Source organism: Azospirillum largimobile (assembly GCF_977007025.2).
The window spans coordinates 1,497,064-1,520,692 of sequence record NZ_CDRMUA020000001.1 but is presented as its reverse complement, the minus strand read 5'-3'; the positions used below and the strand labels follow the sequence as shown (position 1 = coordinate 1,520,692).

Below are 23,629 nucleotides of genomic sequence, written 5' to 3'. Positions count from 1 at the left end.
CGGATCTATTGACATGGCGCTTTGTCTACCTATTCTTCGGCCTCATCCAGGCATCGGGCGATGATCGCTCGATTTGCGCACTCCAGAACAGAAACAGGTTGGATGCTTTTTTCGGAACTTGGGCTTGGCCCTGACGTCCTGCGCGCCATCGAGGACAAGGGTTACACCCAACCGACGCCCATTCAGGAACAGGCAATTCCCTGTGTCCTGCAACGCCGCGACGTGCTGGGCTGCGCGCAGACGGGCACCGGCAAGACGGCGAGCTTCACCTTGCCCATGATCGACATCCTGGCGTCGGGCCGAGCCCGGGCGCGGATGCCGCGGTCTCTGATCCTGGAGCCGACGCGCGAGCTGGCTGCCCAGGTGTCGGAAAGCTTCGAGACCTACGGCAAGCACCACAAGCTCAGCATGGCGCTGCTGATCGGCGGCGAGACCTTCACCGAACAGGTGAAGAAGCTCGACCGCGGCGTGGATGTGCTGATTGCGACTCCGGGTCGTCTGATCGACCTGTTCGAGCGCGGCAACATCATGCTGAACGACATCAAGGTCTTCGTCATCGACGAGGCCGACCGTATGCTCGACATGGGCTTCATCCCCGATATCGAGCGTATCGTCAGCAAGCTGCCGAAGAACCGCCAGACCCTGTTCTTCTCCGCGACCATGCCGCCGGAAATCCGCCGCCTGGCCGATGCCTTCCTCAGCGATCCGATGGAGATCAGCGTCGCGCCGCCCGCCTCGCCGGCGGAAACGGTGACGCAGGCGATGGTCCTGGTGCACGAGATGGACAAGCGCAAGGCGCTGCGCCATCTGCTGCAGACCGAGGACGTGAAGAACGCCTTCATCTTCTGCAACCGCAAGCGCGACATCGCCGTGCTGCAGAAGTCGCTGGAACGCCACGGCTTCAACGTCGGCGCGCTGCATGGCGACATGGTTCAGTCCAAGCGGACCGAGACGCTGGAGCGCTTCAAGCAGGGTGAAATCACCCTGCTGGTCTGCTCCGACGTCGCCGCCCGCGGCATCGATGTGCAGGGCCTCAGCCACGTCTTCAATTTCGACGTGCCACTGACGCCGGACGACTACGTCCACCGCATCGGCCGTACCGGCCGCGCGGGCAAGCAGGGCCGCGCCTTCATGCTGGCCACGCCCGACGACACGAAACTGGTCGGCGCCATTGCGCGCCTCATCAAGCGGGAGATCCCCATGATCGCCATCGACGGCCTGGAGACGGCCGAGTTCGGCGAGGAAGACAGCAGCTCCCGCGGCCGTGGCCGTGGCCGTGGCGGCCGCGCTGCCAAGTCGGAGGCCCGTCCGCCCCGTGGCGGCCGTGAAGAGCGCGCCCCGCGTGAGGAGCGTGCACCCCGCGAAGAGCGCGCCGCCCGCGAGGATCGGCCGGTACGCGAGGAGCGGCCTGTTCGCGAGGAACGGCCAGTCCGTGAGGAGCGCGCCGCCCGCGACGACCGTCCGGTTCGCGAGGAGCGTCAGCCCCGCGAATCGCTGGCCGCCGCCGAGGCGCGCCGCAGCAACGATCCGCGCCGTGATCGTGATCGCGACCGCCGCCGCCGTCGTGACGACGACGATGACGACGTGCCGGTGATCGGTTTCGGCGACCATATGCCGGCCTTCATGTTGCGCTCCGCCCGTCCGCGTCCGTCTGCCGAAACCTCGACCGACTCGTCGCAGGAGGGCTGAGCCCGTGCAGACCATCTTCGTCATGGTCAAATGCGATCTCGGCAAAGCCTATGAGGTCGCCGATCAGGCCGTGCAGCTGATCGAACAGGTGTCGGAGGTGCATTCCATCTCCGGCCAGTATGATCTGCTGATGAAGTGCTATCTGAAGCAGGACGACGACATCGGCCGCTTCGTGACCGAGCATGTTCAGACCTTGCCGGGGGTGCGCGACACCTTCACCCTGATCGCGTACAAGGCCTTCGCCTGAATAGAAGTGGTGCGGAATTGGAAAGGCCGGGCGTTCGCCCGGCCTTTCTGCTTTTCAGGGACCATCGGCTGAAGCTGGCCTTACCAGCCCACCACGATCCGCGCATGCGAGGGCACCGGCACGATCCCGTCCACCGCCTGTGCGTCGAACCGCCGTGCGATGTCAGCCTCCAGTGCGCCGCGCCGTGCCGCGTCCAGGCCGCCCAACCGATGGCCGAAGCTCATGTCCAGGGCGGCGCGCCAGAAGGGCTGGCCGGCCGGTGCCTTGCGGACCGGGGTCAGGTCGGTCTCCGCTGTCTCACGGAAGCCCGCGGCCCGCATCGCATCGGCGAGCAGTCCAGGTTCGGCAAAGCGGAACAGCGGGTCCAGGCTGCCATCCTCGCCAAGATGGGCGGCCACGACGTCGCCGATCCCGGTGAACAGGCCATTGCCGGCGCGCGGTCCCCACACCATGAAGGCGGCCTTGCCGCCGGGACGCAGCACGCGACGAACCTCACGCAGGGCGGCTTCCACCGCCGGCACGAACATGATCCCGAAGCGGCAGGTCACCCGGTCGAAGGCGGCATCGGCGAAGGGCAGGGCGGTCATGTCCGCCGCGGTGAAGGCGGGCGCCGGTCCGTCGACGCCGCGGGCACGGCGCACCGCGCCGGCCATCATGCCGGGTACGAGATCGCTGCCGACCACCAGCCCGCCCGACCCGACCCGGCGCGCGGCGCTCAGCGCCGGCTCCCCCGCACCGGACGCGAGATCGAGCAGACGTTCGCCCTCTGCCAGTCCGGCGGCGTCCAGCAGCGGGCGGTTCAGCTTGTCGGCCAGATCGGCCATCGGGTCGGCCCACCGGTCCCAGGCGTCGGCACTGGCGGCCCAGCGGTCGCGCTCGCGGGCGGCTTCGGGACTGGCGGCGTCGGAAAGCAGTGTTGCGGTCAATGAAGAAGCCTCGCCGTGCCGGCCACGCGCTGGACCGTGTCGGCATCGCTCAGCCGCTCGCCGAGAGCCGTCAGCTCGTCGGACATCTTGCGGTTGGCGTCGGTCAGTTGCTGGATGCGGGTCTGCGCCGCCTGATGCTGCGCAGACAGGGTCGCCACCGTCTCCGTCAGCTTGCGGATTTGCTGGGACTGGCGCGCCGACGCCTCGTTCAGGCTGCGGCGGATCGACCCGACGGCCACCAGCACGACAAGGCTGATGGTCACGCCGGCCGCAATGGCGACGATGCTGATCCCGGTGAACCAGTCCATGGGCGGCAAGCTTCCGCCCATTTCACCAATTGGTCAAGCTGCCTGACAATCCGTGACCTTCACGCAAATGCCGAAAACCCGGCGCAGGTTCAGGCGCCGGGTTCGTCCGGTCGAAGGTCCGTTTGAAGGACGGCGGGGGTCAGCCGACGGTGCCGCTCACCGGACGCTCGGCCTTCATGCGCAGTTCCTTCAGGTGGTCGCCGAAGGCGCGCAGGACCGGCATGATGCGCTGGGTCTGGTCGGTGGTGACGTGGGCATCCGTCTTCAGCACGATGGACGGCGCCTCGCTCATCAGGCGCTTGGCGCGCATCGGGCCGACCTTGTCGTCGAGGAACATGGCCATGCCCATCAGAATGCCCAGCGTGACGTCGTCCGGAGCCTTGGGCAGGGCCAGGACTTCATGAAGCTCGTTCAGCAGCGTGTAGGCGACGATGGAGGTACGTTCGATGGTGTCGACGTCGGCGGCCATGGGCATCGGGCAGGTCCTCGGGAAACGTTCGGATGAAACGTTGCGGGTGAGACGCTGGCGGGTGACGCGGGAAGGCATCCTTGTCCAAGACGCCAGCACCTGCGAAATCCGTCGTTCCCCGAGGGTAATCGTCACTTTATAACCAAAGTGTTAACCAAACGCGTCCCGAGTCGCCCGAGTCGCATTTTTCCGATTCGCAATCCTACGTTCTTAGCGTTTTCCGCTGCTGCGCGCCCTGGTCGAAAGCGACAGCTCGGCAACCTCTTCTCGCGCGGTGCTGACCAGACCAGCGGACTGCACGATTCCGCGGTTGAAGGGGTGATAGGTCTGCGCGTAGATGCTGCGGATCTTGACGACGTAATCTTGGGTCTCGCGGTAGGGCGGGATGCCCTTGTACTGCAGGACCGCCCCCTCCCCGGCATTGTAGCCCGCCAGCGCATGGGTGACGTTGCCGTCGAAATAGGCCAGCAGCCAGCGCAGGTACTTCATGCCGCCGCGCAGGTTCTGTTCCGCGTCGAACGGGTTGGTGACGCCGAAGCGTTCCGCCGTCTCCGGGATCAGCTGCATCAGGCCCTGGGCGTTCTTGTTCGACACCACGTCGATGCGATAGCCGGACTCCACCGCGATGACCGCCAGGACGAGATCGGGGTCGAGGCCGTAGGTCGGCGCCATCTTCTGTACCATGGCGCGGATTTCGGCCGGCGGTTTGCGGATGATGCCCCAGCGCAGGTTGGGCGGTTCGCAGCGGTCCGGGGTCTTCACGTTGCTGCCGGCGCTGCCGACCAGCCGCTCCGCCTGTTCGCTTCCCAGCGCAGCGGCCTTCCGCAACCAGGCGCGGCCGAGCTCTGCGTCCTTGTTGACGCCGCCCACGCCGGCCATGTGCATGCGCCCGGCCATCAATGCAGCGTCGGCATAATCCTGACGGGCCGCACGGCAGTAGAGCGATAAGGCCAGCCGCGGGTCGGCCTTTACCCCGTCGGCCCGTTCGTAATGCTGAGCCAATTCATACTGGGCACGGACGCTGCCCTTGTTGGCGAGGGCCTCCAGCGCTGCGACGGTCTTCTCCGCGACGCCGGCCTTGGCTGGCACGGCAGCCAGCATGCCCGGCAGAATCAAGGCGGCGGCCAGCGCGCCGATGCGCGCGCGGCTGGAGACCTGCCGGCGGGTGCGCTGCAGGGTTGCAGAAGCGCGCGACGCGGACGGCGTACCGCAAAGGTTCGTGTGGTGTTCCACCGGACCCCCCTGTATGATTTTCTTGAAGCCGTTTGAGACCATCGAAAGGTCGAGGTCAGAACTCACAGGGAGGACGCCGTTGCGTCTGCTGCACCGACCGGCAGAGTTGGCGGCATAATGCGAAACGGAAGGCTGGCTGCCTGTCACTACGTCACTAGTACTGCTTGATGTGGCGCCACCAATAAAAAATCCATAGACCGATCGACGTGTTTCGGTCGGTCTTTTTCTTTTCAAGTTGGTCATGCGTCCTCCAATCGTGTTGGAGAGATAACGAAAGACCAAATTTAAAGCCAATGCCCGAACGGTGATCGCCCTGGGATACACGGGGTACTCTAGGGGTAATCTGGCCCGATTGTATGACCCACTAGCCTTTTTCCCAACTGGCAGCCCCTTTGTACGCTCATTACGTAGGGATCGGGCCAGATAATCGGCTGCAAATTCGGCGGCCCCGGACGAAGGATGCACACCTTAGTCCGGGGCCGTCGCGCCGGAGGCCCCGGCAGTGCCGGAGAACCGCGAAAGTGGTCGGTGCAGCCGTGGCGAACGGCATTGAAGGAGGCATCGTTTCACCGATGGCGAACCACGTCGCGACCACCTTGAGCCACCGAATGCGCGGCCCGGCCCCGGTCGAGCCTGTAGCCTTCGGCGCCGAGGCCGTCGGCCGGACCCGTTCGGACCGCGCGCCGACGTACACTGACCAGAACCCCACCGATGCCCGCAACGGCCGTGCCGCCGCCAATGGCGCGCAGAATGCCCCGGCTCAGACGGAGACCCATTTGAACGTTCATGCCGAGGCCATCGAGGCCGAAGCCGGAAGCGATGCGGCCAAGAACGACGCAACCGAGATGGACGCGGCCCACATCGACCCAGCAGACGGTACTCCCACCGACGACGAATTCCGTCCCGATCCCAATGCACCGCCGGATCCGGCGGTGATCCGGCAGATCGAAGAGGAAATTCCGCGCCTGCGCCGTTTCGCCCGCGCCATGGTGCGCGATGCCACGCTGGCCGACGATCTGGTCCAGGAATGCCTTGAACGTGCGCTGTCCCGCCTGCATCTGTGGCGTCCCGGCACCAACCTGCGCGCCTGGCTGTTCACCATCCTGCGCAACCTGCACATCAACGGCGTCCGCCGCCGCCAGCCGGTGGTCGACATCGACGCCGAAGCGCAGGCCGCCATCGGCGCGGCACCGGGGTCGCAGTTCGTGCGGATGGAGCTTCGCGACCTGCGTCGCGCGCTCGCCCTGCTGCCGAACGAACAGCGGGAAGTCGTGCTGCTGATCGGCCTGGAAGGGATTTCCTACAATGAGGCAGCCGATATTCTCGGAATTTCGATCGGGACGGTGAAGTCGCGCCTGTCACGCGGCCGCCGCGCGCTCCGCCTGCTGATGGAAGGCCGCGATCCTGGGGAGGACGCGGACGCCTGATCCGCAGTGGCGAGCATCGTGAAGCACGGGGTGTCCGGTCGCCGGGCGCCCCGTTCCCATGTCCGGGCTCCGTCTCCGTCTTTGACGGCGGGCAAAAAAACGGCGGCGTCCGGGGGAGACGCCGCCGAAGGCGGGGACAATCGAAGCGCCGCCCTGGCTCGCCAGCCCTGACGTCACCTCTTGGGGGGAGAGAGTGTGTTGCAGCCTCAGGAGATGCCGCAATCAACCGGGCGGTCCGCCGATGGTTCCATCCCGTAAGGGAAAAGCCATGAGCGGATCGCCCGGTGGTTGCCCTGGCGCTACCGTCGCCGGACCAGACCCATGATCAGGCTGATGGCGAACAGCACCAGGAACAGGAAGAACAGGATCTGCGCGACGCCGGAGCTTGCCGACGCGATCCCACCGAACCCGAGCGCGCCGGCGATCAGCGCGATTACGAAGAAAACAAGAGCCCAATAGAGCATCATACCCTCCCTCGCTTGGCCGAAGATCTGCAAAGGACTTCGGGCGTCGCGCATGAGACAAGTCGTGGCCGCATCCGCCGTCCCGTCGTCTCCGCACCCCGATGTCTTCCTGTCCGGGAAGACGGGCCAAGGTGACGGTAAGCACAGCCGGTGCGGCGGCATTCGAAGAACAGAACAATGCCGTGGGCGCGATGTTCCCGGCCCCTGTATCGGCCGGAGTATCCGCGCATGCTCGGACCATGGAGGTCTGGCATTTATGCAACAACCGGCGATCTCCGGCGTTTCCTTTCCCTGACGGCCGGCGGTTCGACCTCCGGCGACGCCGCGGTCCGGTCGCGGCGACCATCCGCAGGAGAGGGAAAGATGAAGACCAAGCTCTGGCTGGCGGCCTTCGCCGTCACGCTCGCGGCGGCTCCGGCCGCGATGGCGCAATATACCTATTCAAGCACCTATTCCGGCAGCACGGGCGCCGACCGCTCGATGTCGACCGGGCTGGGAGGCTCCGGCGGGGCGTCGTCCGACATGGCTGCCCGCCGTGTTCCCGGCCAGAAGCCGGTCGAGTTGCAGCAGACCACGCTGCTGAACCAGCTCAGCGCCGCCGGCTATGTATCGGTGCGTGATTTCCGCAAGGACGGCGACCGCTACGTCGCCAGCGCGATGGACCGGCAGGGTCAATGGACGACCGTGGTCCTCGACCCGCATGCCGCGACCACGACGCCCACCGGTGCGTCTGTCCGCTGACCTCAGTTCAACAGGCGGGACCATGTGCCGGCGAGGCGGCCGTAGCCTCCCGGCACCCGCAGGTCGTAGAGCGGCAGCGGCTGCTGCAGGCGCTGTCCCGCATCGCGCCCGAGTGTGCGCACCGCCGTCTCGACGGTGCCGCCGACCGGCATCCAGCCCGATGCCCCGATCGGCACCACCAAGGCCAGCCCCCAGTCCATCCGTCCGCCGAAGCGGCTCTGGGCGCCGTCCGGCCCCTCGGTCCAAGTGGCGTGGGCGGTCACGCCGATGCCGCCGTCGAAGCGGCGCATTACCTCCACCGTTCCGCCCCAGTCGCCGCCCAGATAGCGCCCAAGCCGCAACGCCGTGGTGGTGCCCGCCCCACTCGCCTCCCAGTACAGGCTGGCATGGCCGGTGCCGCGCGCATCGCCGCGGTCGATGCCGAACAGGCTGTCCGGCCGCCGCTTCCAGACCTGGTTGAGGTCGAAGCCGATGGCCCAGCGGGCGGCCAGCGGCTGGTACAGCGCCTCCGCCCCGATGCCGCCATACATCTCTTCCAAATGGCCCAGCGACAGCCGGGTGGTCAGCCCGTCCACCGGGTTGGCGAGCCACGCCGCATAGGCATGGTCGAGCGACAGCGGGCGCTCCACATAGCGCGGCAGGTCGCTGCGCACGGGATGGGCCGCCGGCAGGGCGTTGGTGTCCAGCAGGTCGAGGTTACTGCCGGCGTCGATGCGCAGGCTACCGCCCAGCACCAGCCCGCGTGCGGGCTCGCCGCGCAGCATCACATCGGTGTGGGTGCGCTGGGCGAGCGTGGTGCCGAGCTCCGCCAGATCGAAGGTCGCGACCAGACGGGTCGACAGGTCGAGCCGCGGGCGCCAGTCGGGCGATGGGCCGGCGGACGGCTCTATGACGGTCGTGCGCCAAATCTCCTCGGGACTGCCGCGGTGACCGGCCGCCCGCTCCAGATCGCGGCGCAGCAGGGTCGTGGCGGCGGACGCCAGTCCGGCCGCACCGGTGACCACGCGCAGCCTCTCAACCTGTGGCGGGGCAAGGTCGGCGAGCAGCCGTGCGGCGTCACCCACCTCGCGGGCCAGCGGCAGCCGCCCGCCGCCGGCCGGGTCGAGCCAGAGGGTCGCCACCTCGCCGTCGATGTGGACCGATCGGGCGGGCAGGCCGCGGCTGCGGGCGACCAGCGCGATGGCCTCCGCCGACAGCCCAGCCCCTTCCGATGGCCGTGGCCCGACCGCCGGAGGAGGGCGTTCGAAGCGGTCGGCATCCACCGCCGGGTCGAAGCGGACGGACAGGCGCAGCATCAGCCGCCGTCCTTGCTCGTAGGCGGCACCCAGATCGGCCCAGGATGCCGGGCGCCAGGACAGGCCGAGGCTGTAGCGGCTGCCGGGATCGAAGCCGGGCTCGTCCTGCCGCTGCGCCCGGAAGCGATCGCCGGACGACTCCAGCTTCAGGCTCAGCCCCTCTAGCGGCCCCACGGCCGGCATGTGCCATTCCGCTCCGCCGAACAGAGCCACCCGCTCACCGCTGAACCATGCCCCCGGTCCACGGCTGGTCGGCCATGCCGACGGGTCGCGGTCGCGGCGGAACCGGCCGCCCAGGAAGCGCAGTGGATTGCGCAGGTGCCCGGCCTCGCCCAGCGTTCCCCATCCCATACCGACCGTGAGGTCCACATCCCACCAGCGGCGCGACAGGGCGATGTACTCGCCGGCAAAGCGCCCCTTGCCCGGCAGGTCGAGCCCGGACCCGGTGACGTCCCGCCCACCGACGACCAGCGCCGGCCCGCGCTCGTCCTCCCGCCGCAGGCGAAGCTTGAGGTCGAGGCCGGGTTCGCTGAGGCCGTAATAGCCGGGATAGGCGCTGTTGCGCGCCGTGACCTCCAGCCAGGGCAGCGGCTGCGCAGAGATGGCATAGTGACGGTGCAGGTCGCCGAGTGCCGTAAGCCCGCCGCTCAACGACCCGTCGGGCGCCATCCGCGCGGTCGGCATCTGCAAAAGCCCGACCCCGCCCCAGTCGGACAGGCTGGATCGCGTGTCGTCGGCAAGGGCAGGGAAGGCCGCAGCAAGGATGAAGATGGCGAAGATGCGCACGCGATGATCGCGAAGGGGCGGAGGTGTCGCCCGATCCTTCGCTGTTCATGCGTATGGATGCAACTGAAAAAGGCTTCTGTGGCCGCCGCAGAGCGTCCTTACGGCGCCTCGACCACCTCGAAGTCGTGGGTGATGGTCGCGGTCTGGCCCAGCATGATCGAGGCGGAGCAGTATTTTTCCGCCGACAGCGCGATGGCGCGCTCCACCTTGGCAGGATCCAGCTTGCGCCCGGTCACCGTGAAGTGGACGTGGATCTTGGTGAAGACCTTCGGGTCGGTCTCCGCCCGCTCGGCCTCGATGGCGGCGACGCAGTCGGTGATCTGCTGGCGGCCCTTCTCCAGGATCATCACGATATCGAAACAGGTGCAGCCGCCCATGCCGATCAGCAGCATTTCCATCGGGCGGATGCCGGCGTTGCGCCCGCCGGATTCGGGCGCACCATCCATCACCACGGCATGGCCGCTGCCGGATTCGCCGACGAACATCTTGCCGTCCACCCAGGTGACGCGCGCCTTCATGACCAGTTCCTTCGTTCACGGTTGGTGTGAGTGACCGCGCGAAGCTAGGCGCCGCGGCGGATCGGCGCAAGAGGGGGCGGACCATCGGTGCGCGGCTCTTGCCCTCCCGAGACGGTGGGCCCATGGTTGCGTGTGCTGCAATGCACCTAACGACGAGGCTTTCCATCATGCCGCATGGACACACCCACGGCGGCCATTCCCATGGCGGTCATGCTCACGGCAGTCATACCCATGCCGACCATCATCACGGTCCTGCCCGCTACGACCGCTCCTTCGCCCTGGGTGCGCTGCTGAACATCGGCTTCGTGGTGGTGGAGGCGGTCTATGGCCTGCTCGCCAACTCCACCGCGCTGCTGGCCGATGCCGGACATAACCTCAGCGACGTGATGGGGCTGTTGCTGGCCTGGGGGGCGGCGTGGCTGGGGCGACGGCTGCCGAAGGGGCGCTACACCTACGGCTTCGGGAACGCCTCGATCCTGGCGTCGCTGCTGAACGCGATGATCTTGCTGATCGCCGTCGGCGCCATCCTGCTGGAGGCGGCGACCCGGCTGGTGCAGCCGGAAGCAGTGGCGGAGACCACGGTGATGGTGGTGGCGGTGGTCGGCATCGTCATCAACGGCTGGACCGCCTGGCTGTTCATGGGTGGACAGAAGCAGGACATCAACCTGCGCGGCGCCTACCTCCACATGGTGGCGGATGCGGCGGTGTCCGTCGGCGTGGTGCTGGCGGCGCTGGCCATCCGCTTCACCGGCTGGTTCTGGCTGGACCCGGTGACCAGCATCGTGATCGCGCTGGTGATCGTCGCCGGCACCTGGGGATTGCTGCGCGATTCGGTGCGGCTGGCGATGAATGCGGTGCCCGACGGCATCGACCATGCGGAGGTTGAGCGCTATCTGGCCGCGCTGCCGGGCGTTGCCGCGGTGCATGACCTGCATATCTGGCCGATCAGCACGACGGAAACCGCGCTGACCGCCCATCTCGTCCGTCCCGGCATGAACCAGGACGACGCGCTGCTGCTGGAAATCTCGTCGGTGCTGAAGGACCGCTTCGGCATCGGCCACGCCACCATCCAGGTGGAACATGACGGCAGCTGCTGCCGCCTTGCTCCGGTGGATGTGGTCTGATCCCGGAAGCCGGCTCGCTCAGGCCTGCTCCCGGGCGAGGCGGCGGGCGTTCGCCCGCACCTTGCGATAGGCGGGGTTCATGCCTGCGGCGGCCAGCGCGGCCGTCGCCTCGATCAGGCGCAGGTTGGCATGGATGCCGGCATCGACCGCGTCCGCCAGCAGGCGCTGCTGGACGTCGACGATCTCAACCGGATTCTTGCACGCGGCAAGGCCGCCGATGGTGACGGCAGCCGCCTGGGTCTGCTTCGTCACCATGGTGAACCAGGCTTGCCCGAACTCGCTGATGCCGGTGGCGACGGCGTGGAAAGCCTCCACCGCCGCCTCGACCTTTTCGGAGCCCATGCGGATGAATTCCGGATTGGCGAAGTCGATGGGGTTCGACATTGCCGCCGCCATCATGGCCGTTCGGTAGCCGATGGTCTGCGCAGCCGCAACGCCCATTTCACTGCTGCGAAGGCCGGTCTTGGTCAGCTGGCCCGCCACCGCCATGAGTCGGTCGGTGGGATGGCCGTTGCCGGCGTTTTCTCGTGCCATGGGCGTCGCCTCTCTCAAAAAAATCGTTGCCGGAACCTGACTGCGGCTTCAACGCTGCACTGCAGCATAAGTTCCGGCACGATCTTTACGCCTCGGCGAGCGCGCGGTCGAGATCTTCGATGATGTCCTGCGGGTCTTCGAGACCAACGGACAGGCGCAGCAGGCCGGGTTCGATCCGGGCGGCGACCTTTTCCTCGTCGGTCAACTTGGAATGGGTGGTGGTGGCGGGGTGGGTGATCAGGCTCTTCGAATCGCCGAGATTGTTGGAGATCATCACCATCCGCAGGCCGTTCAGGGCATTGAACGCCTCGGTCTTGCCGCCCTTCAGGAAGACCGACAGCATGTTGCCGCCGCCGGTCATCTGCTTGCGCACCAGATCATATTGCGGGTGGCTGGGCAGCAGCGGATAGAGCACCTGGGCGACCTTCGGGTGGCTTTCCATGAACTCCGCCACCTGCAGCGCCGCCGCCGACTGGGCGTGCACACGCAGCTCCAGCGTCTCCATGCCCTTCAGCAGCAGCCAGGAATTGAAAGGGGAAATGGTCGGGCCGGTGTTTCGCAGGAAGGGGTGGATCACTTCCGATGCGTATTTCCCGTCCTTGGCCAGGATGACGCCGCCCAGGCAGCGGCCCTGGCCGTCGATGTGCTTGGTCGCCGAATAGATGACGACATCGGCGCCGAAGTCGAACGGGCGCTGCAGCACCGGCGTCGCGAAGGCGTTGTCGGCGACGACCACCGCGCCGGCCTTGTGGGCCAGTTTGCAGACCGCCTCCAGGTCGACGACCTCCAGGCCGGGGTTCGACGGGGTTTCCAGGAAGACCGCCTTGGTCGGCTTGGACAGCGCCTCTTCCCACTCCGCCAGATTGGTGCCGTCGACGAACACCGTTTCGATGCCGAAGCGGCTGCACAGCTCCTTGAGGACCCAATAGCAGGAAATGAAGAGCGCCCGCGGCGCCACCACCCGGTCACCCGTCCGCAGCCCGCTCATCAGCGCGCCATGCACCGCCGCCATGCCGCTGGACGTGGCATAGGCCCACTCCGCCCCCTCATATTCGGCCAGCCGGTCCTCGAACATCGCCGAGGTCGGGTTGCGGAAGCGCGAATAGACGTGGCGCGAGCCATCGTTGGCGAAGGCGTTCTCCGCCTCCTCGGCCGAGCCGTAGACGAAGCCGGAGGTCTGGTACAGCGCCTCGCAGGTCTCGTCGAACTGCGAGCGGCGGATGCCGCCGTGGACCAGCTTGGACCGCGGGCGCAGGCCCGAAACGTTCGGATTGCGATGATCGGTGCGCGACATTCCGCCACTCTCCCCTGATGATCGCCGGTGGGGCGAAGCCGGCCGCAAACAAAAAAGCCCCGACCGATCGGGTCGAGGCGCGGACGCGGCTCGGACCTTTTTAGCGGGTTGTTTTACGTGGCCCGCAAGCCGGTCGACCAAATCACCACGTAGGTTCGCTTGTACGACCGCCTATGACCGCCGTCAAGTGGGGGAGCGCCGCATTCTCGACATCAGAATCCATCCATTCCGTCGACCCGAATTGTCGGTCGATATTCAGCAAGATGTGCCAGGACGGCTGCGGGTCCCCCGGCTTATGGTTCCCGCCAACAGCTGTGCAAGCCGGACCGACGATGAGCAGGCAAGAGTATGACCAGAGGTTTTCCCGATTGTTCGACTACATCGATCGGAATCTGGGAGGCGACCTTTCGCTCGACAGGTTGAGCGATGTTGCCTGTCTCTCGAAATTTCACTTCCATCGTCTTTTCTCGGCTCATTTCGAGATCAGCGTCGGGAAGTACATCCAACTGGCACGGTTGAAGCGGGCGTCGTTCCGGCTGGCCTTCTATCCGGCCGACAAGGTCATCGACATCGCTTTGGACGCCGGGTTCGAAACGCCGGAATCCTTCTCTCGCGCCTTCAGGAATGCGTTCGGCCAGACGCCGTCCGAGTTCAGGAAAACTCCGGAATGGCGGCAGTGGCACGACCGCTATCGTCACATCAAAAGGAAGGGGACCAGGACCATGGATGTCTCCGTCGTCGAGTTCTCGCCCGTCGTGGTGGCTGCCTACCGTCATCGTGGCCCGATCGAAGACGTGAATGACTCGGCTCGCATCTTCATCGACTGGCGCAAGGCCAGTGGACTGTCGCCACGCGAGCGGTGCCGGACCTTCGGCGTTGCGTTCGACAATCCCGAAACGACCGTACCGGCCGAGTTCCGGTTCGACATCTGCGGGGAGATTGATGGAGAGGTGCCGGAAAATCCGCAGGGAGTGGTGAAGAAGCACATCCCCGGTGGCCGCTGCGCCGTCGTCAGGCACCGGGGAGCGCACGAACAGATCGGCGAGGTCGTGAGGTTCCTCTATGTCCATTGGCTTCCGGAAAGCGGCGAAGAGCTTCGCGACTTCCCGGTCTACTTCCACTACCTGAATTTCGCCGGAGAAACGCCGGAGCATGATCTGCTGACCGACGTCTACCTGCCGCTGAAGTAAAGAACGCGCATCCGGGATCGGCCAGCGAGGAACGGAAGTGGCGTTGCTTCCGTCAATTGCTGTCTCACCCGATCTGCTCTGCGGCTGGTTGCGCCGTTTTCGACAGCATTCCCTTCACATCAGCCACTTTGGCCCCGCCCAGCAGAACCGCCAGTGCTCCGAAGGCGGCGGCACCGCAGGATACCAGCAATGCCAGTGCGGTGAACCGTAAGGCGGTGGAGGGTGCCGCCAGCCAGGGGTCCAGCACACGCCCGCCCACCAGCAGCGCCGCCCCCATGCCGGCGGCGGCCATGGCGATTCGGGGCGCGCGGCGCTTCAACCGGTCATCCAGGTCGAACAGCCCGCCCTTGCGCATCGCCACCACCAGCAACCCGACATCCAGCCAGGCCGTCAGCCCGGTGGACAGCGCGATGCCGACATGGCCCAGCCACGGCATCAGCAGCAGTGCCAGCAGGGCGGTCGCAACGGTCACGATGACGGCGACGCGCACCGGCGTCACCGTGTCGTGGCGGGCGAAGAAGGCGGCGTTCAGCGACTTGACGATCACATAGGCCGGGATGCCGATGGCATAGGCGGCGAGCGCCATGGCGGTGGCCTGGGCCTCGTCCGGGCCGAAGGCGCCGCGCTGGAACAGGACGGACACCATCGGCGCCCCCGCCACGCCGAGCGCGACCGCGGCGGGAAGGCCGAGCAGCAGGCTGAATTCCAGCGCACGGCTCAGGTAATGGCGGACCATCCGCTCGTTCCCGGCCGCGACATGGCGTGCCAGCACCGGGAGAAGGGCGGTGCCGATGGCGATGCCGATGACGCCCAGCGGCATCTGGTTCAGCCGGTCGGCATAGTAAAGGAACGACACGGCGCCCGAGGGCAGCAGCGAGGCGAGCACGATGTTCAGGAACAGGTTGATCTGCATGACGCCGGCCCCGATGGCCCCCGGCCCGATCAGCCGGAACAGCCGCCGCATGCCGTCGGTCATCCGGGGCCGCCGCAGGCGAAGCGTCACGCCGGCATTGCGGCAGGCCCAGGCCATCCATCCGATCTGCACCGCTCCGGACAGGGTGACCGCCCCCGCCATGGCAATGCCCGGCTCCAACCCCAGCTGCGGGGCGACCAGCAGGGCCGCGACCAGGGTCAGGTTGAAGGCGATGGGTGCGGCGGCGAAGGGACCGAAGCGGTCCAGCGCGTTCAGCACGCCGCCCAGCAGCGCCACCAGCGAGATCAGCGCCAGATAGGGAAAGGTCAGCCGCGCCATGTCCACCGCCAGGGCGAACTTGGCGGGCTCGTCGGAGAAGCCGGGGGCTAGGCCATGCATCAGCCAGGGCATCGCGACGACGGCCGCCAGGGTGAACGGCAGCAGCACCGCCAGCAGCATCGCCAGCGATTCTTCCGCGAAGCGCACGGCGGCGGCCCGGCCGCGGGTCTGCAGTTCCGCGGCGAACAGCGGGATGAAGGCGACGCCGAAGGCGCCTTCCGCGAACAGGCGGCGGAACAGGTTGGGCAGTTTCAGCGCGACGAAGAAGGCGTCGGCCACCGGGCCGGCGCCCAGGACGGCAGCGGTCAAAATGTCGCGTGCGAAGCCGGCCAGCCGGCTCAGCAGGGTCAGTCCGCCGACGGTGGCGATAGCACGGGCAAAGCTCATTCAAGCGGTATAGCGGTCGGCCGGAGCGTCGCAAAGCCGGCATTTCGGCGGGGTGACCGACGGGCCGGTGCGCTGGGGTGCATAGCCGGAGCGTTCGAGGTGAGCCGTCGTCACGGCCGGGTCGCATGGGTGGAGCAACTTCGTTGCGCTGCCACCTTCCCGGTAACGCCGTTGCGTCCACACCTGCGTTGCGGCATGCTTGCGTCCGCCTGCCGCCGCCGTCCGCCTTTCGCCGATGGACGCGGCCGGCGGACGATCCACTGCGTTCGGGGTATACGTGAAGCGGGCGCTCTGGCTTTTCTCCGGTTTCGGCGGGCGATTGGTCCTGCCCGCCTTGGCGGTCGTGCTGGCGATCGCCGCCCTGTGGTGGATTCTGCTCGACCGGCTGGAGCGGGAGGAGCGGCTGCTGGACCTGACGGTCCATGAAAAGACCGCCGTCGTCGCCCGGCTGGTGGAGGAGCATGCGATCTCCACCTTCCGCCGGGTCGACGACCTTCTGCTGGATCTGATCGCCAATACGGAACGCAACCGGGCCATGCGCCTGGACACCCGCCGCGCCTTCGAGGAAGGGCTGGTGGTGGGTGTGCGCGTCTATGATTCGGCCGGGTTGCTGACCATGGGCGGCGGACGGGCGACCTTCCAGGGCAGCGTCGCCGACCGTGACGAATTCCGCATCGCCCGCGACAGCGCGCCGCGCGGGCTGGTGATCGGCATGCCCTATGCGTCGTCGGAAACGCAGGATGTCCTGATCCCCGTTTCGCGCCGGTTGGAGAATGGCGACGGCACCTTCGCCGGCATTGCGGTGGCCGACATTCCGGTCGAATCCTTCGTCCGCTACTATCGGGTGCTGGGGCTTCCCCCTGATGGCGCAGCGGCGCTGCTGCGCACGGACGGCGTCATCATCGCCCGCAATGTCAGTTCCAATTCCATGTCCGGCCGCGGCACCGCCAGCTCCGAACTCTGGCAGGCGGTGAAACAGAACCCCATCGGCCACCTTCGCATGGTCAGCCCGGTCGACGGGGTGGAGCGCATCCTGGCCTTCCGGTCGGCCCCGGACTATCCGGTCATCGCGATCGTCGGCGAATCGGTGGAAACGGTTTTCGGTCCCTGGCGTGACAATGCCCGCCTTTATATCGGCTGGGCGGTCGCCACCACGGTGGTGATCCTGCTGTTCATCATCGCCTTCATCGTCGAACTGCAATGGCGGCGCCACACCGACCGGGCCCTGCGCGTCCGCAACCGTGCGCTGGCCTGGAGCAACGACGGCATCATGATCGCCGACGCGACCCAGCCCGGCATGCCGATCGTCTATGTCAACCCGGCGCTGGAAAAGCTGCTTGGCACGCCGATGTCGGGCCTGATGGGCAGCGGCGCCCTCACGGCGCTGGAGCGGGCCACGAACGACCGGGCGGCTCTGCAGCCGTTGCGCGACGCCATCGTCGTCGGCCGCGACGCGCGGGTGGAACTGGCGCGGGCAGGCGACGGTCCGGAGGATCCCCGCTGCCTGGAATTGAGCGCCTCGCCGGTGCGCGACCACGACAACCGGCTGGTCAGCCTGATCGCGACCGTCCGCGACATCTCCGAGCACAAGCGCGCCCAGGCGGCGATGGCCGATGCCCGTCGGGAGGCCGATCGCGCCAATGTCGCCAAGTCGAAATTCCTCGCCGCCGCCAGCCACGACCTGCGCCAGCCCGTTCAGTCGCTGATGCTGCTGATGGAGGTGCTGTCCGGCCGCGTCACCGATGGGATGACGCGCAACGTTCTGGGCACCATGGAGCGGGCGCTCGGCGCGCTGAAGATGCTGCTGGACGGTCTGCTCGACGTTTCCCGGCTGGAGGCCGGCGCCGTGGTGCCGGAGGTGGAGGTGTTCGCCCTGTCCGAGGTGATGGACCGTGTGGCCGCCAACAGCCGGTCCGTCGCCGTCCAAAAGGGGCTGATCCTGCACATCGTGCCCTGCCGCGCCCATGTGCGCAGCGACCCGATGCTGCTGGGGCGCATCCTGCAGAACCTGGTGGAGAACGCGCTGCGCTACACCGACAGGGGGCGCATCCTGATCGGCTGCCGCCGCCGCGGCGGGAACTTGCGGATCGAGGTGTGGGACACCGGCATCGGCATCCCGGTCGACCAGCAGGACGACATCTTCCAGGAGTTCGTGCAGGTCGGCAATGCCAGCCGCAACCGCGACCAGGGTCTCGGCCTCGGGCTGGCGGTGGTGCGGCGGCTGTCGGTCATGCTCGGCCATTCGGTGACGGTCCGCTCCATGCCCGGCCAGGGCTCCGTCTTCTCGGTCGAAGTGCCGCTGGCCGCGCCGCTCCCCGCCAAGGCGCTTTCCCCAGCTTCGGCGCCGCGTCCGGCCTTTGCGACCACGGTGCTGGTGATCGAGGATGACGGAATCGTGCGCGAGGGACTGCGCGCCATGCTGGCCGAATGGGGCTACACGGTGCTGGCGGCCGAATCCTGCGCCGAGGCGCTGGATCTCGCCCATCGCGGACCGCCCCCCGACCTGATCGTCGCCGATTACCGCCTGCGCGACGGCCGCACCGGGACCGAAGCGATCCGCGAGGTGCGGCTTGCCCTCGGCCGCATCCTGCCGGGCATCCTGGTCACCGGCGATACCGCGCCCGCCCGCGCCCAGGAGGCGGAGGCCGGCAATTTCCGCGTCATGCACAAGCCGGTGATCGCCGCCGACCTGCGCCGTGCCGTCGCCGAGGCGCTGGAGCCGCTGCTGCGCGAACGCCAGACGGTGGCGTAGGCGAAGCTTGATCTCTCAAACGAGGTCCGGCGCCCGCCGCGGCACCCGCAGGATGAAGACGGCGCCTCCATTGGCCGTGTTCCCGGCACTCAACTGCCCCCCCAGCGTCTGGGTCGCCAGATTGTAGGCAATGTGCAACCCCAGCCCGACGCAGCCGGCATGGCGTGCAGTGGTGAAGAAGGGGTCGAAGATCCGCGGCAGGTCGGCCTCGAGGATGCCCTGTCCGTCGTCGCTGTGCACCACCTCGATCCAGTCGTCGCCGTCGCCGTCGGCGTGGATGTCGATGACGATTCGGCCGCTCTGTTCCGGTCGGAAGGCATGCATCAGCGCGTTGCGCACCAGATGGGTCAGCACGCGGGCGAAGGCGCCTGGGAAACTCTCCAACTGCAGCGCTTCGGGACAGATCAGCTCCACCCGGTGGCCGGACGAACCGATCTGCGTGTGCAGGCTCAGCAGCACATCCTCGGTGTATTCGCGCAGGTAGAAGGTGCGGCGCTCGTCGCCGGTCTGGTCGGCGGCCACCTGCTTGAACATGTGGACCAGCGATGCGATCCGCTCGGTGTTGCCGACCAGCAATTGCCCCGCCTCCTGCGCCACTTCCAGGAATCCGGCCAGGGCCGAGCGGGTCAGCGCGTTGGCGGCGAACTGGCGTTTCACGTCCTCCGCCCGGCTCAGCAGGTGCGAGGCGGTGGTCAGCGCCACGCCGACCGGCCCATTCACCTCATGCGCCACCCCGGCGACCAGCTGGCCGAGTGAGGCCATCTTCTCGGTCTGCACCAGGCTGTCCTGGGCGTCCTGCAAGTCACGATAAGCCTGTTCCACCCGGTCCTTGGCGGCGCGCAGCGCATCCGCGGCGCGTGCCCGTTCCGTGGTGTCGAGCATCACGCCGAACAGGTGGGTCAGACGTCCATCCAGGTCGAAGCGGGGCGCACAGGAGGAGGAGACGTAGCGAACCTCTCCCGCCGGATCGATCACGCGGTATTCGACATAGACGCGCTTGGAGTTGCCGATCACGCTCTCCAGCATGTTGCCGAAGGACAGGCGGTCGTCGGGGTGGAGGATATCCAGCAGGCGGTCGAAGGTCGGCTCGAACCGTTCCGGGTCCTGGCCATAGATGCCGAAGGCCTCGCGGTTCCAGACCAGCGTGCCGCTGTGAATGCCGTACTCCCAGTAGCCGAGATGGCCGGTGCGGTATGCCTCCTCCAGCCGCTGTTTCGCGGCCTCCAGCTGTGCCGCCGCCTCGGCCCGTTCGGTGCTGTCCATCATCACGCCGAAGACGTGGGTCAGCCGCCCATCCGTATCCAGCCGCGGCGCGCAGGAGGAGGAGACGTAGCGGACCCGCCCGTCGCCGTCATGGACGCGATACTCGACATAGACCCGCTTGGGGTTGTCGACGACGCTTTCCAGCATGTTGCCGAAGCGTGGCCGGTCGTCCGGATGCAGGATTCCCAGCAGGGCATCGAAGCCTTGGTCGAAGCGGTCGCGGCCATGGCCCAGAACGGCAAGGGCGGCGTCGGTCAGCATCAGCTCGCCCGATCGGATGCCGTATTCCCAATAGCCGAGTTTGGCGGTGTGATACGCCTCTTCGAGCTTTTCGGTCGCCAAATCCAGGCTGCGGGCGGTACGGCGCTGGTCGGTAACGTCCTCCACCGTCGCGATCCAGGGAGGGCCGCCGACGCGGATCAGCAGGTCGCGCGGCTCGCCCGAACCGATGCCGGTGGAAACCTCCTGCACAGTACCGGGGCGGGCATCGGCCAGATCGGCCGGCATGGCGTCCGCGCTTCCGTAGCGGGCAAGGAAACAGCGGTTGCCGCACAGCTGGCCATCGTCGCCGCGCATCAGGGCGGGAACGGGCAGGACGTCGAACAGAGGATTCGGCATCGGGTGGTTCTCCGCCCCCGGAGCCCCCGCCGCATCCCTGGTCCCGCCCCCTGCCATCATGTCCATCTCCACAGCTGGCGCCCGTCCGTGGGCGCCACTGTCGCCGGACACTACACAAGCAATTTTGCCAGTCCTATGACCAATTCGACGCGAATTGTCGCTAGCCGATATCGGTATCGATATGGACCGGATGGAGCGACCCCAGGTTCGGGAACTCAGGGAATCAGGGCGTCGAGGTCGAAATCCTGCGCGAATGCGATCATCGCACCGCAGGCGCCGGGCGAGTTCACCCGCATCACGCCACCGCCAACCACGGTCGGCACCTTGCTCTTCTGCAAGGCCTGCTGGGTTTTGACCGGGTCGGCGACGCGCACGACGAATCCGGCGAAGAAGGGAAGGGGAGTGGCGAAGGCAGGATCGGCCGTCCAGGCCCAATGCAGCCGGTCCGGCGTGGCGACCATCACCGGGACCTGCCCGTCGCCGGGTTGGCCGGGTTCCACCACGCGGGCCGCCCCGCGGTCGGTGACGGTGCCCCCCAGCAGCCTGGCATAGGTCGTGGCCACCGCGTCGGGATCGGCGGCGGCGATGACCAGCGCTTCCAGTCCGATGGCGCTGTTGGCATGCTCAAGCTGGTCGGGGCGCCAGACGAGGTCCGGCGTGTGATGCTGGCACAGGAAGACACGGCCGGCCGGCGTGGCTGCGGGATCGATCTGGGTGATGGTGAAGCTGGCGTCGCGCGTGCCCTCCGGCAGCTCCACGGGCCGGCTGAAATCGACGGACTCCGGTGCGGGGAAGCCGGCAGCGGCCAGCGGTCTGGCGGCGGCGCGGGCATCCGGAGTCTTCAGCGCAATGGCGGCGATGCCCTCGCGCTGGCGCAGGAAGGCGGCGTAATGGGCGTTGGCGGGACGCTGTTCCTCGATGCCCAGAAGTTCCAGATAGGTGCCGGTCGGGAACAGGATGGTGTGGTTGGCGGATTTCAGCTGCGTGTGGTGCCCGCGCGGCGTCACCGTGAAGCCGAGCCGGCTGTACGCATCGCGCGCGGCGTCGAGGTCGCGGGTTGCGATGACCAGATGGTCCAGTCCGGTGATGCCGTCGATGCTCATGGCGTCCTGCCGCTGTCGGGTTGTTGTGCCGCCAGCGATAGAACAGCCGGCACGCCGCGGCAAGCAGGATTGCCCTCTCCCGCTGCGGAGGCGGGAGAGGGTGGAGGTCACAGCGCCTGCTGCAGTTCCGGCAGGGCCTTGAACAGGTCGGCGACGAGGCCGTAGTCGGCGACCTGGAAGATCGGCGCCTCCTCGTCCTTGTTGATGGCGACGATCACCTTGCTGTCCTTCATGCCGGCCAGATGCTGGATCGCACCGGAGATGCCGACGGCGACATAGAGATCCGGCGCCACGATCTTGCCGGTCTGGCCGACCTGATAGTCGTTGGGCACGAAGCCGGCATCGACCGCGGCCCGGCTGGCGCCCACCGCGGCACCCAGCTTGTCGGCGATCGCCTCCAGCAGGTGGAAGTTGTCGCCCGACTGCATGCCGCGCCCGCCGGAGATCACGATGCGGGCCGAGGTCAGCTCCGGACGTTCCGACTTCGACAGCTCGGCCGAGACGAAGCTCGACAGGGCGGGGTCTGCCACGGTAGCGACGCTCTCGACCGTAGCGCTGCCGGTGGCGGCGGCGGCCTCGAAGGCGGTGGTGCGGACGGTGACGACCTTCACCGCATCGGCCGACTGCACGGTGGCGATGGCGTTGCCGGCATAGATCGGCCGCTCGAACGTATCCGAAGAGACCACGGCGGTGACGTCGGAGATCATCGCCACGTCGAGCAATGCCGCGACGCGCGGCAGCACGTTCTTGCCCACCGAGGTGGCGGCGGCGAGGACGTGGCTGTAGGCCGGGGCGAGCGAGACCAGCAGCGCCGCGACCGGCTCGGCCAGCGCGTGCTCGTAAGCGGCATCGTCGGCGAGCAGCACCTTGGCGACGCCGGCCAGCTTCGCGGCCTGCTCCGCGGCGGGGGCGGCGTTGCGGCCGGCGACCAGGAGGTGGATGTCGCCGCCGAGCTTGGCAGCGGCGGTCACCGCATGGGCGGTGGCAGGCTTGAGGCTGGCGTTGTCGTGGTCGGCGAGGATCAGGATGGGCATAGGGCGGGTCCTTGGTTGGCGGGTGGTGAGGTGTCGGCTGCGGACTGCGGATTGCCCCCTCCCCATCCCTTCCCCCGCTTCGCGGGAGAGGGGGTAGGATGCTCGTCGGCGTGAACCGAATCGCGAAGCGGCGGAGTTCCCTCTCCCGCGGAGCGGGGGAGGGTTAGGGTGGGGGCACCGGACAGGCGCTCAGATCACCCGCGCCTCGTTCTTCAGCTTTTCGACCAGTGCGGCGACGTCCGGCACCTTGATGCCGGCCTGACGCTTGGCCGGCTCGGCAACATTCACCGTCTTCAGCCGCGGCGTCACATCGACACCTAGGGCGTCCGGGGTGACCGTCTCCAGCGGCTTCTTCTTCGCCTTCATGATGTTCGGCAGGCTGGCATAGCGCGGTTCGTTGAGGCGCAGGTCGGCCGTGACCACCGCCGGCAGCTTCAGCTCCACCGTCTCCAAACCGCCGTCGATCTCGCGGGTGACCGCGACCGTGCCGTCACCGGCCACGACCTTCGAGGCGAAGGTGCCCTGGCCCCAGCCGAGCAGGGCGGCGAGCATCTGGCCGGTCTGGTTGCAGTCGTCGTCGATCGCCTGCTTGCCGAGGATCACCATCCCCGGCGCCTCCTTCTCGACCAGCGCCTTGAGGACCTTGGCGACGGCCAGCGGTTCGGTCGTCACGTCGGTCTGCACTAGGATGGCGCGGTCGGCACCCATGGCGAGAGCAGTGCGCAGCGTTTCCTGCGCCTGGGTCGGGCCGATGGAGACGACGACGATCTCGGTCGCCTTGCCGGCTTCCTTCAGGCGCACCGCCTCTTCGACGGCGATCTCGTCGAAGGGGTTCATGCTCATCTTCACGTTGGCGGTCTCGACGCCGCTGCCATCCGCCTTGACGCGGACCTTCACGTTGTAGTCGACGACCCGCTTCACGGGCACCAGCACCTTCATGATGGCGTGTCTCCTCTCGGATGGTGTTCTTGTTTC

21 protein-coding genes and 1 riboswitch are annotated in these 23,629 nt (G+C 67.4%); of the genes, 7 read left to right on the top strand and 14 right to left on the bottom strand.

All coding sequences use genetic code 11. The features are described 5' to 3' along the window. Positions 1–102: 102 nt before the first annotated feature. Positions 103–1,689: a DEAD/DEAH box helicase gene (locus ACWPKK_RS07030; protein ID WP_452002209.1), complete on the top strand. Its 1,587-nt coding sequence runs from the start codon at positions 103–105 to the stop codon at positions 1,687–1,689. Positions 1,690–1,693: 4 nt separating this feature from the next. Continuing rightward, a complete protein-coding gene (locus tag ACWPKK_RS07025; protein WP_045580201.1) occupies positions 1,694–1,936 on the top strand; it encodes an Lrp/AsnC ligand binding domain-containing protein in 243 nt (80 codons plus the stop codon). An 80-nt stretch (positions 1,937–2,016) separates the two neighbouring features. On the opposite strand, the gene ACWPKK_RS07020 is transcribed toward ACWPKK_RS07025, so the two are convergent. From ACWPKK_RS07020 to ACWPKK_RS07005, 4 genes are all read right to left on the bottom strand, one after another. Continuing rightward, positions 2,017–2,862: a class I SAM-dependent methyltransferase gene (locus ACWPKK_RS07020; protein WP_452002206.1), complete on the bottom strand. Its 846-nt coding sequence runs from the start codon at positions 2,860–2,862 to the stop codon at positions 2,017–2,019. Further along, positions 2,859–3,170, bottom strand: coding sequence for a hypothetical protein (locus ACWPKK_RS07015; RefSeq protein WP_014247928.1), 312 nt, complete (start codon positions 3,168–3,170; stop codon positions 2,859–2,861). The genes ACWPKK_RS07020 and ACWPKK_RS07015 overlap by 4 nt, the downstream gene beginning before the upstream one ends. Before the next feature lie 139 nt (positions 3,171–3,309). After that, a complete protein-coding gene (locus tag ACWPKK_RS07010; RefSeq protein ID WP_452002203.1) occupies positions 3,310–3,645 on the bottom strand; it encodes a hypothetical protein in 336 nt (111 codons plus the stop codon). 204 nt (positions 3,646–3,849) lie between these two features. Continuing rightward, the gene (locus ACWPKK_RS07005) at positions 3,850–4,872 is read right to left on the bottom strand and encodes a lytic transglycosylase domain-containing protein (protein ID WP_452002200.1); all 1,023 of its coding nucleotides are present in this window, start codon (positions 4,870–4,872) and stop codon (positions 3,850–3,852) included. Positions 4,873–5,444: 572 nt separating this feature from the next. On the opposite strand from ACWPKK_RS07005, the gene ACWPKK_RS07000 reads away from it, so the two are divergent. Next, positions 5,445–6,299, top strand: a complete 855-nt coding sequence (locus tag ACWPKK_RS07000) for an RNA polymerase sigma factor (RefSeq protein WP_324868698.1) — start codon at positions 5,445–5,447, stop codon at positions 6,297–6,299. Between the two features lie 299 nt (positions 6,300–6,598). On the opposite strand, the gene ACWPKK_RS06995 is transcribed toward ACWPKK_RS07000, so the two are convergent. After that, positions 6,599–6,763: a DUF1328 domain-containing protein gene (locus ACWPKK_RS06995; RefSeq protein WP_014247924.1), complete on the bottom strand. Its 165-nt coding sequence runs from the start codon at positions 6,761–6,763 to the stop codon at positions 6,599–6,601. Between the two features lie 363 nt (positions 6,764–7,126). Here ACWPKK_RS06995 and ACWPKK_RS06990 point away from each other — a divergent pair, with 363 nt between their 5' ends. Beyond that, on the top strand, positions 7,127–7,504 hold the full coding sequence (locus tag ACWPKK_RS06990; protein WP_452002196.1) for a hypothetical protein: 378 nt from the start codon (positions 7,127–7,129) through the stop codon (positions 7,502–7,504). 2 nt (positions 7,505–7,506) lie between these two features. Here the strand turns inward: ACWPKK_RS06990 and ACWPKK_RS06985 are convergent, their stop codons facing one another. Beyond that, entirely contained in the window at positions 7,507–9,585 is a 2,079-nt protein-coding gene (locus ACWPKK_RS06985; RefSeq protein ID WP_452002193.1) for a YjbH domain-containing protein, read from the bottom strand. A 98-nt stretch (positions 9,586–9,683) separates the two neighbouring features. Then, complete coding sequence (locus tag ACWPKK_RS06980) at positions 9,684–10,103, bottom strand: OsmC family protein (protein WP_014247921.1); 420 nt, start codon at positions 10,101–10,103, stop codon at positions 9,684–9,686. Positions 10,104–10,270: 167 nt separating this feature from the next. On the opposite strand from ACWPKK_RS06980, the gene ACWPKK_RS06975 reads away from it, so the two are divergent. After that, positions 10,271–11,227 carry a cation diffusion facilitator family transporter gene (locus ACWPKK_RS06975; RefSeq protein ID WP_452002191.1) on the top strand — a complete coding sequence of 319 codons (957 nt, stop codon included), beginning with the start codon at positions 10,271–10,273 and terminating at the stop codon, positions 11,225–11,227. 18 nt (positions 11,228–11,245) lie between these two features. On the opposite strand, the gene ACWPKK_RS06970 is transcribed toward ACWPKK_RS06975, so the two are convergent. Beyond that, complete coding sequence (locus ACWPKK_RS06970; RefSeq protein ID WP_452002189.1) at positions 11,246–11,761, bottom strand: phasin family protein; 516 nt, start codon at positions 11,759–11,761, stop codon at positions 11,246–11,248. 85 nt (positions 11,762–11,846) lie between these two features. Beyond that, on the bottom strand, positions 11,847–13,055 hold the full coding sequence (metZ, locus tag ACWPKK_RS06965; protein WP_452002187.1) for an O-succinylhomoserine sulfhydrylase: 1,209 nt from the start codon (positions 13,053–13,055) through the stop codon (positions 11,847–11,849). Positions 13,056–13,134: 79 nt separating this feature from the next. Beyond that, positions 13,135–13,214: riboswitch (SAM riboswitch) on the bottom strand. Positions 13,215–13,423: 209 nt separating this feature from the next. Between metZ and ACWPKK_RS06960 the strand changes: the two genes are divergently transcribed. Next, positions 13,424–14,245: an AraC family transcriptional regulator gene (locus ACWPKK_RS06960; protein ID WP_452002184.1), complete on the top strand. Its 822-nt coding sequence runs from the start codon at positions 13,424–13,426 to the stop codon at positions 14,243–14,245. A 64-nt stretch (positions 14,246–14,309) separates the two neighbouring features. On the opposite strand, the gene murJ is transcribed toward ACWPKK_RS06960, so the two are convergent. Beyond that, positions 14,310–15,884, bottom strand: a complete 1,575-nt coding sequence (gene murJ / locus ACWPKK_RS06955; RefSeq protein ID WP_452002181.1) for a murein biosynthesis integral membrane protein MurJ — start codon at positions 15,882–15,884, stop codon at positions 14,310–14,312. Between the two features lie 277 nt (positions 15,885–16,161). Between murJ and ACWPKK_RS06950 the strand changes: the two genes are divergently transcribed. Continuing rightward, positions 16,162–18,636 (top strand): hybrid sensor histidine kinase/response regulator, encoded by a 2,475-nt coding sequence (locus tag ACWPKK_RS06950; RefSeq protein WP_452002178.1) that lies wholly within the window; start codon positions 16,162–16,164, stop codon positions 18,634–18,636. Positions 18,637–18,651: 15 nt separating this feature from the next. On the opposite strand, the gene ACWPKK_RS06945 is transcribed toward ACWPKK_RS06950, so the two are convergent. The 4 genes from ACWPKK_RS06945 to ACWPKK_RS06930 form a co-directional block, all read right to left on the bottom strand. After that, positions 18,652–20,517: a PAS domain-containing sensor histidine kinase gene (locus tag ACWPKK_RS06945; RefSeq protein ID WP_452002175.1), complete on the bottom strand. Its 1,866-nt coding sequence runs from the start codon at positions 20,515–20,517 to the stop codon at positions 18,652–18,654. 215 nt (positions 20,518–20,732) lie between these two features. Beyond that, a complete protein-coding gene (locus tag ACWPKK_RS06940) occupies positions 20,733–21,620 on the bottom strand; it encodes a VOC family protein (RefSeq protein WP_452002174.1) in 888 nt (295 codons plus the stop codon). Positions 21,621–21,727: 107 nt separating this feature from the next. Then, a complete protein-coding gene (locus tag ACWPKK_RS06935; protein ID WP_452002171.1) occupies positions 21,728–22,654 on the bottom strand; it encodes an electron transfer flavoprotein subunit alpha/FixB family protein in 927 nt (308 codons plus the stop codon). 189 nt (positions 22,655–22,843) lie between these two features. After that, entirely contained in the window at positions 22,844–23,593 is a 750-nt protein-coding gene (locus ACWPKK_RS06930) for an electron transfer flavoprotein subunit beta/FixA family protein (protein ID WP_452002169.1), read from the bottom strand. Positions 23,594–23,629: the final 36 nt, after the last annotated feature.